The organism is Nocardioides ungokensis, from assembly GCF_013466985.1.
GTDB lineage: Bacteria > Actinomycetota > Actinomycetes > Propionibacteriales > Nocardioidaceae > Nocardioides > Nocardioides ungokensis.
Genome location: NZ_CP059164.1, coordinates 2,419,527 through 2,435,476, shown reverse-complemented (window position 1 = coordinate 2,435,476; position 15,950 = coordinate 2,419,527). Strand labels below are relative to the sequence as shown.

Here is a 15,950-nt window from a genome sequence, read left to right as displayed (position 1 = left end):
GATGAGCAGGTTGAGCAGTCGCTCGCTCTTGCGCGCTGCCATGCCGCTCATCGTGGTGTCCTGCTCGTCCGGCTCGGGGTCAGCTGGCCGCGAGGATGTCGACGACGAAGTAGATGGTGTCGGTGCCCTTGATCCCGGCCTGCGGGCTGCCCTGGCTGCCGTAGCCCTCCTTCGGCGGGATGGCGAGCAGAACCCGGCTGCCGACCTTCTTGCCGACGATCGTCTTGTCCCAGCCGGGGATCACCTGGCCGGCGCCGATGACGGTCTGGAGCGGCGAGCCCTTGCTGTAGCTCTCGTCGAAGGGCGCCTTCGCGCCGTACACCTGGCCGAGGTAGTTGACCGTGATGTTCTGGCCCTTCTTCACCGTGGCGCCGGTGCCCTGGATCAGGGTGGCGTCGCGGAGCTTGCCGTCGGGCTTCGGGGCCTTGCTGAAGTCCAGGGAGGTGACCGCGCCGTTCTTCTCGACCACCTTCGGAGCCCACGAGGGGGCCGGCTGGGACTTGCCCTGGGGCCCGTCGAGCGGCTTGGGAGCCAGGCTGACGAGGTCGATGATGATGAGCACCCCGTCCTTGTTGCCGATGCCGAGCTGGGCGTTGCCCGACGCGCCGAAGATCTTGTCGGCCGGGGCCGTGATGGCCACCCGGGACCCGATCGTCTGGCCCTTGAGGGCGTCGATGATGGCCGGGTTGCCGTTGCTGTCGATCGGCACCTGCTCGGGCGAGCGGTCGAAGCCGCTCGAGGCCTGCTTCTTGGTGTAGCCGTCACCGATCCAGACCAGCGCGTTGACGGTGTCGCCTTCCTCCAGCTTGGCGCCGTCGCCGGTGGTCAGGGTCTTGGACGAGACCGAGTTGACGGTCATCTGGCTCTTCCAGTCCACCGTCGGCTCCTTGCCGACGTCGCCGGAGATGCTCACCGAGTCGAGCGGGCTGGACGCCGAGGACGAGTCGTCACCGCCGCCGCAGGCGGTCAGGCCCGCCAGGAGAACGACGGGCAGCAGCGCGGCCGGGAGACGACGAAGACGTCGAGACACGTGGATCCACCTTCAAAGGGAGTGTTCAGGAGCGGGAACGGCGCGGTCACCCTATCCGGAGCGGCTGAGAAGTTCCCGCAGCCGGGCCCCGATGTGCACAGGACGAGGTCACATGCCGTCGATGAGACGCTGCACCCGCTCGTCGTGCGCCCGGAACGGGTCCTTGCACAGGACGGTGCGTTGAGCCTGGTCGTTGAGCTTGAGATGCACCCAGTCGACGGTGAAGTCGCGGCGGCGTTCCTGGGCCTTGCGGATGAACTCGCCGCGCAGGCGGGCCCGGGTGGTCTGCGGCGGCACCGACTTGGCCTCGAAGATCTTCAGGTCCGAGGTGACGCGGGCGACCGCACCCCGCTTCTCGAGCAGGTAGTAGAGCCCCCGGCCGCGGTGGATGTCGTGGTAGGCGAGGTCGAGCTGGGCGATCCGCGGGTGGCCCAGCGGCAGCCCGTGCTTGGCGCGGTAGCGGTCGATCAGCTTCCACTTGATGACCCAGTCGATCTCGCGGTCCACCAGGCTCAGGTCGTCGGACTCGATCGCCTTGAGCCCGCGCTCCCACAGGTCGAGCGCCTGCTCGATGAGCGGCGTGCTGAGGTCGCGGCGGTCGACGAAGTCGCGGGCCTTGGAGAGGTACTCCGCCTGGATCTCCAGGGCGCTGGCCTCGCGGCCGTTCGCGAGGCGGACCTTGCGGCGGCCGGTGACGTCGTGGGAGATCTCGCGGATGGCGCGGATGGGGTTCTCCATCGTGAGGTCGCGCATCACCACGCCCTCCTCGATCATCCGGAGCACCAGGTCGCAGCTGGCGACCTTGAGCATCGTCGTGGTCTCACTCATGTTGGAGTCGCCGACGATGACGTGGAGGCGGCGGTACTTCTCGGCGTCGGCGTGCGGTTCGTCGCGGGTGTTGATGATCGGCCGGCTGCGCGTGGTGGCGCTGGAGACGCCCTCCCAGATGTGCTCGGCGCGCTGGCTCACGCTGTAGCTGGCGCCGCGCGGGGTCTGGGTGATCTTGCCGGCGCCCACGATGATCTGGCGGGTCACCAGGAACGGGATGAGCACGTCGGCGAGCCGGCTGAACTCCCCCGCCCGCCCGACCAGGTAGTTCTCGTGGCAGCCGTAGGAGTTGCCCGCCGAGTCGGTGTTGTTCTTGAACAGGTAGATCTCGCCCGCGATGCCCTCGTCGTGCAGCCGCTGCTCGGCGTCGAGCAGCAGCCCCTCGAGCACCCGCTCCCCCGCCTTGTCATGGGTGACGAGCTCCGCGATGTCGTCGCACTCGGGGGTGGCGTACTCCGGGTGGCTCCCGACGTCGAGGTAGAGCCGGGCACCGTTGCGGAGAAACACGTTGGAGCTGCGGCCCCAGCTGACCACCTTGCGGAACAGGTAGCGGGCCACCTCGTCGGGACTCAGGCGGCGCTGCCCCTTGAACGTGCACGTGACGCCGTACTCGTTCTCGATCCCGAAGATCCGCCGGTCCATGCTGGTCAGCCTAGGCGCAGGATGGTGGTGCGCGCCGGATGCTCCGCCGATTGGTCCGGGGGATTCGGCGGTTTCGCGAGCCCGGGGTCGCTGGGAGCTGCGGTTTGGTCACCAACCGCATCAAATGACGGTCGGATCATGCAGTTCGTGACCAATCGATGATCCCGCCCTGACGGCGCCACCGGTTCATCACCCGTTCCCTGCCCTGCTCGGAGTAGAGCGAGTTCTCGACGAGTCGACGCCAGGCCTCGAGCCCTGACAGGTCGTGCGGGCGGCCGAGCGCACGGTCGATCTCGTGCATCACCACGAGCGGGTGGTTGAGCAGGTCGTCGAGGACGAAGCCTCGGCGGACGTACGGCGTCCCGCTCCACCCACGCTCCCGCCGCAGGTCGGTGCGGTGCTGCACCTTCCCGCGGTGGTGCTCCCCGTCGTACTCGTGGACGTCGCAGGTGCCCGTCACGAGGAGGTCTGCGCGACCGAGGAACACCCCGTCGTCGTCGAACAGCTCCACCTGCGGCTCGACGGCGACCCCGATGGCCTCGTGGAAGATGCGCAGGCAGGACTCTCCCGCGGACTCGGCGCGGTCGGTCGACAGCTCGTAGGCGGTGCGCAGCATGCGTACGCCGGGCCGCTTGCTCCCGAGCACCTGCTGCATCTGGTCGTCGTCGAGATGACCGAGGTTGCGGGCCGAGTCGATCATGATCACCAGGTCCAGGACCCCCAGGTCCCGGGCCGCACGCAGCAGGATCTCCTCGGGTGAGTCGACGGGCAGCCCCATCGCCTCGCCGGCCCGTGTCTCGCGCACCAGACGCGAGCAGATGAGCCCGTGCCGGCGTGGACGTTTGGGATCCCCCTGGACAGCGGCGAACACCGGCACCTGCTCGGGCATCTTGGGCAGCTGCCACCCGAGCAGGCGCGCGGCGGTGACGTGGGTGAACACCGCCCCCTTGGGGAGGACCAGCAGGTAGGCCCCGAGGTCGCGGAGCGACTCCTCGTCGATCGTCAGCCCGTCCTGCTTTCGCAGGTAGAGCCCGTGGCTGACACGGCGGTGGTCGACCAGCCGCACCTGGCCGCGGATCGGCCCATAGACGTCCTGTTCCTCTTCGGTCATGCGGAAGAGGGTGCGCCGGCTTCAGGGCGACCGATCCTCCTCGTTGCCAGGCCTGTGGAGAACCGGTGCCGGAAGGTCAGCTGGGGACGAGATCGGGGCTGGAGTGGGTTGCGGTTTGGTCACCAACCACAGGAAATGACCCCTCCGGCGTGCGGTTGGTGACCAAACCGCATGGACAGGCGCCCGTCAGCCGGGCGGCGCGATCGGTGGCTCGTCTCCCGAGGACGACGACTCGGGGGCGTTGAGCTGCTCGGGCTCGGCGTGGGTGGCGGGGCCGCGCTCGCCGAGGAGTGTGTCGAGGCGGTTGGGGCGCAGCCGGAGGAACTTCCGGGGCTGGGTGCGGGTCCGGTCGAGCACCGCGACCTCGAGGTCCTCGGTGGGGATCACCCGGTCCTGGCTGCCCCCGTTGTCGCTCGAGGTGTGCCCGAGGGCGCCCACGGCGACACGGAGGGCCTCGTCGAGGGGGGCGCCCTCGCGGTAGTGCTCGCCGAGGTACTCCGCGACCGTGTCGGCCTGGCCACCCATCACGGCGTACCCGTGCTCGTCGGCGACCTGGCCGTCGTAGGTGAGGCGGTAGATCTGGTCGTCGGCGGGCGAGTCACCGATCTCGGCGACGAAGATCTCGACCTCGTACGGCTTCTCGCCGCCGCTGGAGAAGATCGTGCCGAGCGTCTGGGCGTAGGCGTTCGCGAGGCCGCGGCCGGTGACGTCGCGGCGGTCGTAGGCGTAGCCCCGCATGTCCGCGAGGCGTACGCCGGCGATCCGGAGGTTCTCGAACTCGTTGTAGCGGCCCACCGCGGCGAAGGCGATCCGGTCGTAGATCTCCGAGACCTTGTGCAGGGCCTGTGACGGGTTCTCGGACACGAAGAGCACGCCGTCGGCGTACTGCACGGCCACGACCGAGCGGCCCCGGCCGATGCCCTTGCGGGCGAAGTCGGCCCGGTCCTTCATCAGCTGCTCGGGCGAGACGTAGAACGGCATGCTCATGGTCAGTTGGCTCCCTGCTCGAGCGGGGCCGCCGGCCCGTCGGGGCGGTTCATCCGGCCCGCGATGACACGGTCGGCGATCGCGGCGACCTCGTCGTCGGGCAGTCGTCGGCCGCCGTCGGTGGTCATGACCTGGACGACCGGGAAGATCCGGCGGGTGATGTCGGGACCGCCGGTCGCGGAGTCGTCGTCGGCGGCGTCGTACAGCGCCTCGACGACCGCCTGCACCGTCTGGTCGGCGGTGAAGTCGTCGCGGTAGAGCTTCTTCAGCGAGCCCCGGGCGAAGAGTGAGCCCGACCCGACCGAGTGGAACGCCGTCTCCTCGTACCGCCCACCGGTCACGTCGTAGCTGAAGATCCGACCCTGCTCGTGGTTGAGGTCGTAGCCGGCGAAGAGCGGGACCACGGCCAGGCCCTGCATCGCCATGCCGAGGTTGGAGCGGATCAGCGCGGCCAGCCGGTTCGCCTTGCCGTCCATCGAGAGCGTGCTGCCCTCGATCTTCTCGTAGTGCTCCAGCTCGGTCTGGAAGAGCCGCACCATCTCGACGGCCAGCCCGGCGCTGCCGGCGATACCGACCGCGGAGAACTCGTCGGCCGGGAAGACCTTCTGGATGTCGCGCTGGGCGATGATGTTGCCCATCGTCGCGCGACGGTCACCGGCCATCACCACGCCGCCGGGGAAGGTCGCCGCCACGATCGTGGTGCCGTGGGGCGCGAGGTCACCGGCGTGCCCCTGCGGAACGGCCCGCCGGGACGGCAGCAGGTCGGGCGCCTGTTCGGAGAGGAAGTCGCTGAACGACGACGTGCCTGGCATCAGGTAGGCGGCCGGGAGCCGCGGGCCGTCGATCATTCGCCACCCTTCTGGATGAACGACTTCACGAAGTCCTCGGCGTTGGTCTCCAGGACGTCGTCGATCTCGTCGAGGATCGCGTCCACGTCGTCGTCGAGGGCCTCCTTGCGCTCGGCGACGTCGGTCTCCGGAGCGACCTCGGTCGACTCCTCGGTCTCCGAGGACTTGCGGGGCTGCTTCTGCTCCTGTGCCATGTCTCTCCTTCGCTCGGTCCGACCCTATCCACCTATCGGGTGAGTGCGGCGAACAACGCCTCCGCTGTCTCACACCGGTCCAGCAGCGCGCCCACGTGGGCCTTGCTGCCGCGCAGCGGGTCGATGGTCGGGACCCGCTGCAGGGACTCCCGTCCGGGGAGGTCGAAGATGACGGAGTCCCACGACGCCGCAGCGACGTGGTCGGCGTACTTCTCCAGGCAGCGGCCGCGGAAGTACGCGCGGGTGTCCGTCGGCGGGTCGTGCATCGCCGACTCCACCACGACGTCGTCGAGGAGCCGGTCGATCCGGCCGAGCCCGACCAGCCGGTGGTAGAGCCCCTTCTCGGGACGGATGTCGGAGTACTGGTAGTCGATCAGCTGCAGCTTGGCGTCGTCCCAGTCCAGGCCGTCGCGCTGCCGGTACTGCTCGAGCAGCTTGAGCTTGGCGACCCAGTCGAGCTCGGAGGCGCACAGCATGGGGTCGCGCTCGAGCCGGTCGAGCACGGACTCCCACCGGGCCAGCACGTCGACGGTCTGCGGGTCGGCGTCGGAGCCGAGCCGGTCCTCGACGTACTTCTTGGCCAGGTCGAGGTACTCCAGCTGCAGCTGCAGGGCCGTCAGCGTGCGCCCGTCGCGCAGCGACACCGTCTGCTTGAGCGTCGGGTCGTGGGACACGGCCCGCAGCGCCGACACCGGGCTCTCCAGCCCGAGGTCGGCGGAGATGAAGCGGTCCTCGATCATGGCGAGGACCAGCGCGGTGGTGCCGACCTTGAGGTACGTCGACACCTCCGCCAGGTTGGCGTCGCCGATGATCACGTGCAGGCGGCGGTACTTCTCCGGGTCGGCGTGCGGCTCGTCGCGGGTGTTGATGATGGGGCGCTTGAGGGTCGTCTCGAGCCCGACCTCGACCTCGAAGTAGTCGGCGCGCTGGCTGACCTGGAAGCCGTGCTCGCGGCCGTCCTGGCCGATCCCCACGCGGCCGGCGCCGCAGACCACCTGGCGGCTGACGAAGAACGGCGTGAGGTGCCGAACGATGTCACCGAACGGCGTCGAGCGCCGCATCAGGTAGTTCTCGTGGGCGCCGTACGACGCGCCCTTGTTGTCGGTGTTGTTCTTGTAGAGCACGATCGGGGCGCCGCCGGGCAGCTGACCGGCCCGGCGGGAGGCATCGAGCATCACCTGCTCCCCCGCCTTGTCCCACCGCACGATGTCCAGCGGCGAGGTGACCTCGGGCGTGGAGTACTCCGGGTGGGCGTGGTCGACGTACAGCCGGGCGCCGTTGGTGAGGATGACGTTGGCCAGGCCCAAGTCCTCGTCGGTGAGCTGGCTGGGATCCGCGACCTGGCGGGACATGTCGAAGCCGCGCGCGTCGCGCAGCGGCGACTCCTCCTCGAAGTCCCACCGGGCCCGGCGCGCCTTGATGGTCGCCGACGCGTAGGCGTTGACCACCTGCGAGGACGCGACCATGGGGTTGGCCAGGGGCTGGCCCTGCACCGAGATGCCGTACTCGACCTCGGTTCCCATCACCCGTCGAACGCTCATGCGGTGAGCCTACGTGGTGGCGAGGACGCTCAGGCCGGACCGCGCGCCGAAATGGGCGACCCGACCGGATGGGTGCTCACTGCATGAGACGGGCCGGGCATGCTGGGCGTCATGGACCCCCGGGGAATCTGGACCGCCCAGGTCGTGCCGCGCCTCACCGACCTCTCGCTGGGCACCGACGAGGTCGGGCGGCTGCGTGACCGGGCGTGCGCCGGGCTCCGCGGGCGGGTGCTCGAGATCGGCTTCGGCAGCGGCCTGAACCTGCCCCACCAGCCCCAGGAGGTCACGGCCGTCGACGCGGTCGAGCCCTCGGAGGTCGCCTGGGCCCGCTCGGCGGACCGCCGCAGCGCGGTCGAGGTGCCGGTACGCCGGGTCGGGCTCGACGGGCAGCGGCTCGAGGCCCCCGACGCGACGTACGACGCGGCCCTGGCGACGTTCACGCTGTGCACGATCCCGGACGTCGGCGCCGCGCTGGCGGAGGTACGCCGCGTCCTGCGCCCCGGGGCGGCCCTCCACTTCCTCGAGCACGGCCTGGCCCCCGACCCCGGCGTGGCCCGCTGGCAGCATCGCCTCGACCCCCTCCAGCAGCGGCTCGTTGGCGGCTGCCACCTCGCCCGCGACGTCCCGGCGCTGCTCGGCGCCGCCGGCCTGGAGGTCACGGGACTGAGCCAGGAGTACGTCCCCGGGCCCCGCATCGGGCGCCCCTGGACCCACGTGTTCATCGGCTCGGCCGTGCGGCGCGAGTAGGTTCGCGGCGTGAGCACCGACGAGCCCGACCCGTCCGACCAGTCCGCTCGTGCCATCGCCGCGGCCGTGGGGCTGGGGCTCCCGCACACGGTGACCCGGCACGGTCCGGTGCGGTCCCTGCAGGAGGCGGCCGCCGCGCGCGGGTGGCGCCGCGGCAAGTCGTCAAGACGATGGTGGTGCGGGTCAGCGAGGGCGACCACCGCTTCGTGCTGGTGCCGGGAGACCGCGAGATCGCCTGGCCGAAGCTCCGCGCGCTGCTCGGCGTGAACCGGCTCTCGATGCCCAGCGCGGAGGCTGCGGGAGGTGACCGGCTACGTCCGGGGCACCATCACGCCCCTGGGCAGCACCACTCCCCTGCCCGTCATCGCCGACGCGAGCCTCGAGGGAACGATCTCCCTCGGCGGCGGCGCCCACGGCGTGGCCCTCACTGTCGACGCCGGCGCGCTCGTCGCCGCGCTCCACGCCACCGTCGCCGACGTCACCGAGCCGGTGCAGGCGCCCCCTGCTTGAATTGACCCCGACCTCAGGAGGCCCCATGCAGCACCCCGAGCCCAGTCGCGCCACCCGGGTACGCGGCAAGGCCGCCCGGCTCGTGCCCGGAGCGCGCTCCCGCGCACGGGTTGAGGTCCTGGAGCGTGAGAAGGCCGCACTGCTGGGCGAACGTGACCGCCTCCGGGCCGGCTGGAGAAGGCCGAGACGGAGCGATCCCGCCTGCGCGGCCGCGTGAAGCAGCTCGAGCTGCGCGACGACCTGGGCTACCTGTTCGTGGTGACCTACGGCCGGTCCGGCTCCACGCTCCTGCAGGGATCCTCAACGCGATCCCGGGCTACGTGATCCGCGGCGAGAACCGCCAGATGCTCGCCCACCTGCACGAGTTCCACCGCCTGGGCACGGCCGAGAAGCGCGAGCAGCGCCGCCAGCAGCGTAAGCACGACCTGCCCGTCGGGGCAGCACGCCGGTGCGGCCGTTCTACGGGATGGACACTTCAAGGCCAGGCCGCCCTGCGCGACATCCGCCGGCTCGCGCTCGACACGGTCCTGCGTCCGGCCCCCGAGACCCGGGGACCGGCTTCAAGGAGATCCGCTGGGACGACGAGGACGTCGAGAGGTACGTCGCGTGGCTGTGCAAGGTGTTCCCCGGCGCCCGCTTCGTGGTCAACACCCGGGACCTGGCCTCGGTCGCGCAGAGCAAGTGGTGGGCCGAGACCCCCGACGCCGCCGAGCAGCTCGCCGCCACCGAGCGGCTGCTGGCGCTGGCCGAGTCACTGGGCGACGACGCGTTCCACGTGCACTACGACGAGTACGTCGCCGACCCGCGCGCGCTGAAGCCATTCTTCGACTGGCTCGGCGAGGACTTCGACGAGGCGCGGGTGCGCGGCGTGCTGGAGGAGCGGCACTCCTACTGAGCCGGCACCGGGGGCTTCCCCCGCGCCGGCGCGGTCACAGGTACTGGCCGGTGTTGGAGACCGTGTCGATGGAACGACCCGGCTCGGTGCCCTGCTTGCCGGTGATGAGGGTGCGGATGAAGACGATTCGCTCGCCCTTCTTGCCGGAGATGCGGGCCCAGTCGTCGGGGTTCGTCGTGTTGGGCAGGTCCTCGTTCTCCTTGAACTCGTCGACGCACGCCTGGAGCAGGTGCGAGACGCGCAGCCCGTGCTGGTCGTGCTCGAGGAAGTCCTTGATGGCCATCTTCTTGGCCCGGTCGACGATGTTCTGGATCATCGCGCCGGAGTTGAAGTCCTTGAAGTACAGGACCTCCTTGTCGCCGTTGGCGTAGGTCACCTCGAGGAAGCGGTTCTCCTCGGTCTCGGTGTACATCCGCTCGACCGTGGCCCGGATCATCCCGCCGATGCAGGCGTCCCGGTCGCCGCCGAACTCCGCGAGGTCGTCGCCGTGCAGCGGAAGGGTGGAGAGGAGGTACTTGGAGAAGATGTCGCGCGCCGACTCGGCGTCGGGACGCTCGATCTTGATCTTCACGTCGAGGCGGCCGGGGCGCAGGATCGCCGGGTCGATCATGTCCTCGCGGTTGGAGGCGCCGATGACCAGGACGTTCTCGAGCAGCTCCACGCCGTCGATCTCGCTGAGCAGCTGCGGGACGATGGTGTTCTCGACGTCGGAGGACACCCCCGAGCCGCGGGTGCGGAAGAGCGAGTCCATCTCGTCGAAGAAGACGATGACGGGGGTGCCCTCGCTGGCCTTCTCCCGGGCCCGCTGGAAGACCAGCCTGATGTGGCGCTCGGTCTCGCCGACGTACTTGTTCAGCAGCTCGGGGCCCTTGATGTTGAGGAAGTAGGACTTCCCCTCCTGCCCGGTCTTGGCGGCGACCTTCTTGGCGAGGGAGTTCGCCACGGCCTTCGCGATCAGCGTCTTGCCACATCCGGGCGGGCCGTAGAGCAGCACGCCCTTCGGGGGCTTGAGCTGGTGCTCCTTGAAGAGCTCGGGGTGCAGGTAGGGCAGCTCGACGGCGTCCCTGATCTGCTCGATCTGGTTGACCAGGCCGCCGATCGACTCGTAGGCGATGTCCGGGACCTCCTCGAGGACGAGCTCCTCGACCTCGGACTTCGGCACCTTCTCGTAGACGTAGCCGGCCCGGGAGTCCAGGAGCAGCGAGTCACCCGCCCGGATGGTGTCGCCGCGCAGCGGCTCGGCGAGCCGGACGACGCGCTCCTCGTCGGCGTTGGCGATGACCAGGGCGCGGTCGCCGTCGGCGAGCAGCTCCTTGAACATCACGACCTCGCCGACCTGCTCGAACTCGAGTGCCGCGACGACGTTGAGCGCCTCGTTGAGCATGACCTCCTGGCCGCGCTGCAGCTCGTCGAGGTCGACCGATGGGCTGACGTTGACCCGCAGCTTGCGGCCGCCGGTGAAGACGTCGATGGAGTCGTCCTCGTTGCGGGCGAGGAAGGTGCCGAAGCCGGCGGGCGGTTGCGCGAGCCGGTCGACCTCCTCCTTGAGCTTCATGATCTGGTCGCGGGCCTCGCGCAGGGTCTGGGCGAGTCGCTCGTTCTGGGACGTCACCCCGGCCAGCGACCGCTGCGCGTCCGCGAGCCGGAGCTCGAGGCCGCGGGAGTGGGCCGGTGTGTCACTCAGCCGACGGCGGAGGTCGGAGACCTCGGCCTCCAGGAATCGCACCTGGTTCGCGAGCTCGTCGGCGCTGCGGCCACCCGTGCTGGAAACGCCTTCCGTGTTCGACATCAGCGTCACCTCCTGTGGTTGCGACCCTACCCGCGAGACGGCCCGACGGAAGGGGAAGATCCCGGGTGTTGGTCACGAATTGGCGACGAGAGGAGCGCGGATCTGCATGCGGATTGGTCACCAACCACATGTCCAGGGCCCCGAGACATGTGGTTGGTGACCAATCCGCAACCTCACTCGACCGCGTCGACCGGCACGCCGGGGGGCCGCGGACCGGCGTAGTCCGGCCCGTACGCCCCGGGCGCGGGACGCCGCTTCTTCAGGGGCGCGCGCTGGCCGGGGGCCATCCGGCGGGCGGTGACCAGGAACGCCGTGTGCCCGATCATCTTGTGGCCCGGACGGACCGCCAAGCCCTCGACGTGCCAGTCGCGGACGAGCGACTCCCACGCCTGCGGCTCGGTGAACCCACCGTGCACCCGGACGGTCTCCACGAAGCGGGAGAGCTGCGTGGTGGTCGCCACGTAGGCGCAGACGATGCCGCCGGGGCGCAGGGCGTCCGCGGTGGCGTCCAGGCAGTCCCACGGGGCGAGCATGTCGAGGATGACCCGGTCGGCGCGCTCCCCCGAGGCCGGAAGCGCCTCGGCCAGGTCGCCCAGGGTGAGCGACCAGGCGGGGTGGGTGTGCCCCTCGGGGGCGCCGAAGAACTGTCCGACGTTGCGACGGGCCACGTCGGCGAACTCCTCACGGCGCTCGTACGACGACACCCGACCGTACGGGCCGACCGCACGCAGCAGCGAGCAGGTCAGCGCGCCGGAGCCGACCCCGGCCTCCACCACGTGGGCGCCGGGGAAGATGTCGGCCATGGCCACGATCTGGGCGGCGTCCTTGGGGTAGACCACGGCCGCGCCCCGCGGCATCGAGACCACGAACTCCGACAGAAGTGGGCGGAAGACGAGGTACTCACCGCCGGCCGAGGAAGTGACGGTGAAGCCCTCCTCGCGACCGATGAGCTCGTCGTGCTCGAAGTGCCCGCGGTTGGAGAAGAAGCGCTTGCCCGCCTCCAGGCAGATGTTGTGCCGGCGCCCCTTCTGGTCGGTCAGGCGGACCCACTCCCCCTCGCGCAGCGGGCCCCGGTGGACGCCGGACCAGGCCTCGGGCGGTACGTCGGGGGCGTCGGCGCTGGCGTCGTTCGGGGTCGTGGGGAGGGCGTCGGACATGCGGCGAACCCTACGAGACGGCCGCGCTGCCCGGTCAGCCGGTGGTGGTCCGGAACGCCCGGTCGACGTCGGCGGTCGAGAGCACACCGAAGATGCTTCCGTCCTCCTCGACGAGGACGTACTCCGCGGCCGGCGTGCGGGTGATCGCGACGATCAGCTCCTCGCCCCGGAGCGCGGCCGGCAGGCTCAGGCCGTCCTCGAGGGTGCGGGCGACGGTGCTCACCGCGACCCAGGGGCGCCGGTCCTCGGGGGTGGCCATCAGCGCCGCCTCGTTCACCACGCCGACCGGGCGGCCGCTGCTCGTGACCGTGACGATGCTGCCGGCCTCCGCCTCCCGGGCCCGGCGTACCGCCTCGGCGAGCGGGAGGTCGTCGGGGACGGCGAGCGTACGGCGCGCCAGGTCGCGCGCCGCCAGCGAGGGCAGGTTCCGGCGCAGCCGTGCCGAGGCCATCGCGGCCGTGGAGCCCGACCACAGGAACGCCGCGATGATGAATGCGATCGCGAAGTCCAGCAGCGCCGGCGCCTGGCCGGTGAGCCGCTGCAGCAGCAGCGGGTAGCCCAGGACCAGGACGGCGGCCAGTCGCCCGCCCCAGCCGGCCGCGATCGTGCCGCGGTGCATGTTGCCGGTGAGGCCCCATACGGCCGACTTCAGCACCCGCCCGCCGTCGAGCGGGAGCCCCGGGACCAGGTTGAGCACGCCCACGAGGAGGTTGGCGCCTGCGAGCCCCTCGACCGCCATCTTCAGCAGGCCGTCCGGGGTGACGAACCACAGCGCGAACGCGCCCAGTCCCACCGCGACCGAGGTGATGGGTCCGACGACGGCGATCCAGAACTCCTCACGCGGACGACGGGCCTCGCCCTCGATCGCGGTCATGCCGCCGAGGAAGTGCAGCGTGATGGAGGTGACCGGGAAGCCGAAGTGGCGAGCGGTCACGGCGTGCGAGGCCTCGTGGAGCAGCACCGAGAGGTAGAGCACGACCGCGAAGGCCAGCCCGGCGACGTACTTGCCGGCGCCCAGGCCCGGCGAGACCTGCTCGACACGGGGGGCCATCATGATCGCGATCAGCCCGGCCACGAGGAACCAGGAGGAGGTGACCAGCACGTCACTGCCCGCGATGGTGCCGACCTTGAAGGTGCCGGGCGCGCGCTGCGGGCGCGCCGATTCGTGGTCGGGACCGGAGGGACCCGAGCCGGGACCAGGAGCGGGATCGGGCACGAGTCGAGGCTATCCGACGACCCGCGGCGCCTCTGGCGGGACCGGCCCGCAGGTCGCACCACCGTCGGCCGCCCCTCTGTCGGCGCCGTCACCTAGGGTGCGAGTCATGAGCGTGCAGCAGGAGTCCCCCGCCGAGCCGCTGTCGACGCCCGTCGACGGCGTCGAGGTGCTCGGCGCGCTCTCCCCGAGCCGTGCCGGGGACTTCCTCACCTGTCCCCTGCTCTACCGGTTCCGCACCATCGACAGGCTCCCGGAGCCGCCCTCGCCCGACGCGGTGCGGGGCACCGTCGTGCACAAGGTGCTCGAGGACCTCTTCGACCTGCCCGCCGCGCAGCGCACCCCGCAGCAGGCGCGCGACATGCTCCTCCCGGCCTGGGAGGCGCTGGTCGCGGCCGAGCCGGAGCTGACCGGGATGTTCGACGAGGGCGCGGGCCCGGACATCGCGTCGTGGCTCACGTCCTGCCGCTCCGTCCTCGACCGCTACTTCACCCTGGAGGACCCCACCAGGCTCGAGCCGGCCGAGCGCGAGCTGTACGTCGAGACGTTGCTCGAATCGCGCCTGCTGCTGCGCGGGTTCGTGGACCGCATCGACATCGCCCCGGACGGGGCGATCCGGGTCGTGGACTACAAGACCGGTCGAGCCCCGGGTGAGCTGTTCGAGGCCAAGGCCCTGTTCCAGATGAAGTTCTACGCCCTGGTGATCTGGCGGACCCGCGGCGTGGTCCCTGCGATGCTCCAGCTGGTCTACCTGGGCAGCGGCGAGATGCTGCGCTACGTCCCCGACGAGGCCGACCTGCGCGCCACCGAGCGCAAGGTGGAGGCCATCTGGGGCGCGATCCGGCAGGCCCAGGACTCGGGCGATTGGCGCCCGAGCCCGAGCAAGCTGTGCAGCTGGTGCGCGCACCAGGCCCTCTGCCCGGCGTACGGCGGCACCCCGCCCGAGCTCCCGGTCCGGGACGCTCAGCCGGAGGACCTGACGGTCGAGCCCGGGCTCCTCACAGTCCGTTCCTCTCCACCCACAGCGCCGCCTGTGTCCGATCACTGACGCCGATCCTCGCGAAGGCGGAGGTGAGGTGCGCCTTCACGGTGCGCTCGCTGATGTGGAGCCTGCGCGCGATCTGTTTGTTCGCGAGACCCTCGCGGACCAGTCGGAGGACCTCGGTCTCGCGCGCGGTCAGCTGCACCTGGCTCGAGCCGGCCCGGATGCCGAGCAGCGTGCGGGCCGCCTTGGGATGGATCGGTGATCCGCCGCTGCGCACGGCCCGGATGCCCTGCAGGACGTCATCGGGGTCGGCGTCCTTGAGCAGGTACCCGACGGCGCCTGCGTCGAGCGCCGCCAGGATCCGCTCCCGGTCGGAGTAGGAGGTGAGGACCAGGACGTCCACGTCGAGGCCCTCGGCCATGATCATCCGGGTGGCCGCGACACCGTCGACGCCGGGCATCTGCAGGTCCATCAGCACCACGTCGGGTCGCAGGCGGCGTACGACGTCGACGGACTGTTCACCGCCCTCCGCCTCACCCACGACCTCGATGTCCGGAGTCCCCGCGAGGAGCTGCTCGAGGCCGGCGCGGATGACGGCGTGGTCGTCGACGATGACCACCCGGATGTGGTCGGTCGCCCGTGGCGCGGCCTCGTTGCTCACCTGGCGTCCACCTCCATCCGCACCGTGGTGCCCTCCCCGGTCGAGGATCTCACCTCCAGCGTTCCGTCCGCCTCGTCCACCAGGCTGCGCAGGCCCCGGAGGCCGAAGCTCTCGGCCTTCTGCACCGACCCCGGCTCGAAGCCGACGCCGTCGTCCACCACCTCCAGCGTGAGGCGGTGGCCGTCACCGCGCACGGTCACCGCGAGCGTCGAGGCGGCCGAATGCCGCAGGGCGTTGCGCACCGCCTCCTGCGCGACCCGCCACACCAGCGCCGCGTGCTCGTCCGAGGCGGTCTCGGCGCCCTCGACGCTCACCGACGCGGCGATGCCGGCGGCGCCCGCGGGGGCGATGAGGTCGGCGAGTGCGGCGGCCAGCCCCTCGGCGTGGAGGTCCGGCGGGTGGATCTCGGCGAGCAGCGAACGGAGGGCCTTGAGACTGCCGCGCAGGGAGCCGGCCGCGGCCTGCAGCGAGGACCGGTGGCCGCGATCCAGGGTTGCGTCACGGGCCAGCGCGGAGACCGAGAAGGTGGTCCCGGCGAGGTCCTGGACCACACCGTCGTGGAGGTCCCGGGCGATCCGGCGCCGCTCCCCGTCCGAGGCGTCGATCGCGGCGTGCAGGAGGCGCTCGCGCTCCCTCGCAGCATGGGTGAGCTGCTGGTGAGCACGCGCAGGATCAGGGTCGCGAGGACGATGAGCAACAAGGGACCCAAGGTGATCCAGCGGAACGCGTTGAAGATCTGTTGACGCCGGCTCTGGATCTCGTTGACGGAGAAGTAGCCCTCGAAGAGCAGGGCGCGGCGCCCACTCACGGTT

17 protein-coding genes and 1 pseudogene are annotated in these 15,950 nt (G+C 70.8%); 6 read left to right on the top strand and 12 right to left on the bottom strand.

Translation table 11 applies throughout. The features are described 5' to 3' along the window. Positions 1 to 79: 79 nt before the first annotated feature. The 7 genes from H0S67_RS11950 to dop form a co-directional block, all read right to left on the bottom strand. The gene (locus H0S67_RS11950) at positions 80 to 1,030 is read right to left on the bottom strand and encodes an FKBP-type peptidyl-prolyl cis-trans isomerase (protein ID WP_180933248.1); all 951 of its coding nucleotides are present in this window, start codon (positions 1,028 to 1,030) and stop codon (positions 80 to 82) included. 108 nt (positions 1,031 to 1,138) lie between these two features. Beyond that, complete coding sequence (pafA, locus tag H0S67_RS11945) at positions 1,139 to 2,500, bottom strand: Pup--protein ligase (RefSeq protein WP_180933247.1); 1,362 nt, start codon at positions 2,498 to 2,500, stop codon at positions 1,139 to 1,141. Positions 2,501 to 2,636: 136 nt separating this feature from the next. After that, a complete protein-coding gene (locus H0S67_RS11940) occupies positions 2,637 to 3,611 on the bottom strand; it encodes a hypothetical protein (RefSeq protein ID WP_180933246.1) in 975 nt (324 codons plus the stop codon). 186 nt (positions 3,612 to 3,797) lie between these two features. Further along, positions 3,798 to 4,598 (bottom strand): proteasome subunit alpha, encoded by an 801-nt coding sequence (prcA, locus tag H0S67_RS11935; protein WP_180933245.1) that lies wholly within the window; start codon positions 4,596 to 4,598, stop codon positions 3,798 to 3,800. A gap of 2 nt (positions 4,599 to 4,600) precedes the next feature. After that, on the bottom strand, positions 4,601 to 5,446 hold the full coding sequence (prcB, locus tag H0S67_RS11930) for a proteasome subunit beta (RefSeq protein WP_180933244.1): 846 nt from the start codon (positions 5,444 to 5,446) through the stop codon (positions 4,601 to 4,603). Then, the gene (locus H0S67_RS11925; protein WP_180933243.1) at positions 5,443 to 5,640 is read right to left on the bottom strand and encodes a ubiquitin-like protein Pup; all 198 of its coding nucleotides are present in this window, start codon (positions 5,638 to 5,640) and stop codon (positions 5,443 to 5,445) included. The genes prcB and H0S67_RS11925 overlap by 4 nt, the downstream gene beginning before the upstream one ends. Before the next feature lie 32 nt (positions 5,641 to 5,672). Then, positions 5,673 to 7,181, bottom strand: coding sequence for a depupylase/deamidase Dop (dop, locus tag H0S67_RS11920; RefSeq protein ID WP_180933242.1), 1,509 nt, complete (start codon positions 7,179 to 7,181; stop codon positions 5,673 to 5,675). Positions 7,182 to 7,292: 111 nt separating this feature from the next. On the opposite strand from dop, the gene H0S67_RS11915 reads away from it, so the two are divergent. From H0S67_RS11915 to H0S67_RS11900, 5 genes and pseudogenes are all read left to right on the top strand, one after another. Beyond that, positions 7,293 to 7,928, top strand: coding sequence for a class I SAM-dependent methyltransferase (locus tag H0S67_RS11915; RefSeq protein ID WP_180933241.1), 636 nt, complete (start codon positions 7,293 to 7,295; stop codon positions 7,926 to 7,928). Positions 7,929 to 7,937: 9 nt separating this feature from the next. Beyond that, positions 7,938 to 8,195, top strand: coding sequence for a hypothetical protein (locus tag H0S67_RS28190; protein ID WP_246355442.1), 258 nt, complete (start codon positions 7,938 to 7,940; stop codon positions 8,193 to 8,195). Further along, positions 8,099 to 8,438: pseudogene (locus H0S67_RS28185) on the top strand (aminoacyl-tRNA deacylase). The gene H0S67_RS28190 and the pseudogene H0S67_RS28185 overlap by 97 nt, the downstream one beginning before the upstream one ends. 25 nt (positions 8,439 to 8,463) lie before the next feature. Continuing rightward, positions 8,464 to 8,655, top strand: a complete 192-nt coding sequence (locus H0S67_RS11905; protein WP_180933240.1) for a hypothetical protein — start codon at positions 8,464 to 8,466, stop codon at positions 8,653 to 8,655. Positions 8,656 to 8,886: 231 nt separating this feature from the next. Further along, positions 8,887 to 9,333, top strand: coding sequence for a sulfotransferase family protein (locus tag H0S67_RS11900; RefSeq protein ID WP_180933239.1), 447 nt, complete (start codon positions 8,887 to 8,889; stop codon positions 9,331 to 9,333). 34 nt (positions 9,334 to 9,367) lie between these two features. On the opposite strand, the gene arc is transcribed toward H0S67_RS11900, so the two are convergent. From arc to H0S67_RS11885, 3 genes are all read right to left on the bottom strand, one after another. Further along, positions 9,368 to 11,122, bottom strand: a complete 1,755-nt coding sequence (gene arc, locus H0S67_RS11895; protein WP_180933238.1) for a proteasome ATPase — start codon at positions 11,120 to 11,122, stop codon at positions 9,368 to 9,370. Between the two features lie 173 nt (positions 11,123 to 11,295). Then, on the bottom strand, positions 11,296 to 12,279 hold the full coding sequence (locus tag H0S67_RS11890) for a tRNA (adenine-N1)-methyltransferase (RefSeq protein WP_180933237.1): 984 nt from the start codon (positions 12,277 to 12,279) through the stop codon (positions 11,296 to 11,298). Between the two features lie 34 nt (positions 12,280 to 12,313). Beyond that, on the bottom strand, positions 12,314 to 13,495 hold the full coding sequence (locus tag H0S67_RS11885; RefSeq protein WP_246354686.1) for a site-2 protease family protein: 1,182 nt from the start codon (positions 13,493 to 13,495) through the stop codon (positions 12,314 to 12,316). Between the two features lie 106 nt (positions 13,496 to 13,601). On the opposite strand from H0S67_RS11885, the gene H0S67_RS11880 reads away from it, so the two are divergent. Next, the gene (locus H0S67_RS11880; RefSeq protein ID WP_180933236.1) at positions 13,602 to 14,540 is read left to right on the top strand and encodes a RecB family exonuclease; all 939 of its coding nucleotides are present in this window, start codon (positions 13,602 to 13,604) and stop codon (positions 14,538 to 14,540) included. Here H0S67_RS11880 and H0S67_RS11875 read toward each other — a convergent pair. Further along, entirely contained in the window at positions 14,491 to 15,138 is a 648-nt protein-coding gene (locus H0S67_RS11875) for a response regulator (RefSeq protein ID WP_180933235.1), read from the bottom strand. The two genes, H0S67_RS11880 and H0S67_RS11875, sit on opposite strands and share 50 nt — an antisense overlap. Next, on the bottom strand, positions 15,135 to 15,713 hold the full coding sequence (locus tag H0S67_RS11870; protein WP_281369042.1) for a sensor histidine kinase: 579 nt from the start codon (positions 15,711 to 15,713) through the stop codon (positions 15,135 to 15,137). Before H0S67_RS11870 ends, H0S67_RS11875 begins: the two co-directional genes overlap by 4 nt. Between the last annotated feature and the right edge of the window lie 237 nt (positions 15,714 to 15,950).

Coding starts and splice junctions, on each gene's coding strand:
- pafA (WP_180933247.1), bottom strand. CDS start 2,500: ATGGACCGGCGGATCTTCGGGATCGAGAACGAGTACGGCGTCACGTGC.
- H0S67_RS11915 (WP_180933241.1), top strand. CDS start 7,293: ATGGACCCCCGGGGAATCTGGACCGCCCAGGTCGTGCCGCGCCTCACC.
- arc (WP_180933238.1), bottom strand. CDS start 11,122: ATGTCGAACACGGAAGGCGTTTCCAGCACGGGTGGCCGCAGCGCCGAC.
- H0S67_RS11940 (WP_180933246.1), bottom strand. CDS start 3,611: ATGACCGAAGAGGAACAGGACGTCTATGGGCCGATCCGCGGCCAGGTG.
- H0S67_RS11905 (WP_180933240.1), top strand. CDS start 8,464: ATGCAGCACCCCGAGCCCAGTCGCGCCACCCGGGTACGCGGCAAGGCC.
- H0S67_RS11925 (WP_180933243.1), bottom strand. CDS start 5,640: ATGGCACAGGAGCAGAAGCAGCCCCGCAAGTCCTCGGAGACCGAGGAG.
- dop (WP_180933242.1), bottom strand. CDS start 7,181: ATGAGCGTTCGACGGGTGATGGGAACCGAGGTCGAGTACGGCATCTCG.
- prcB (WP_180933244.1), bottom strand. CDS start 5,446: ATGATCGACGGCCCGCGGCTCCCGGCCGCCTACCTGATGCCAGGCACG.
- H0S67_RS11880 (WP_180933236.1), top strand. CDS start 13,602: ATGAGCGTGCAGCAGGAGTCCCCCGCCGAGCCGCTGTCGACGCCCGTC.
- prcA (WP_180933245.1), bottom strand. CDS start 4,598: ATGAGCATGCCGTTCTACGTCTCGCCCGAGCAGCTGATGAAGGACCGG.
- H0S67_RS11890 (WP_180933237.1), bottom strand. CDS start 12,279: ATGTCCGACGCCCTCCCCACGACCCCGAACGACGCCAGCGCCGACGCC.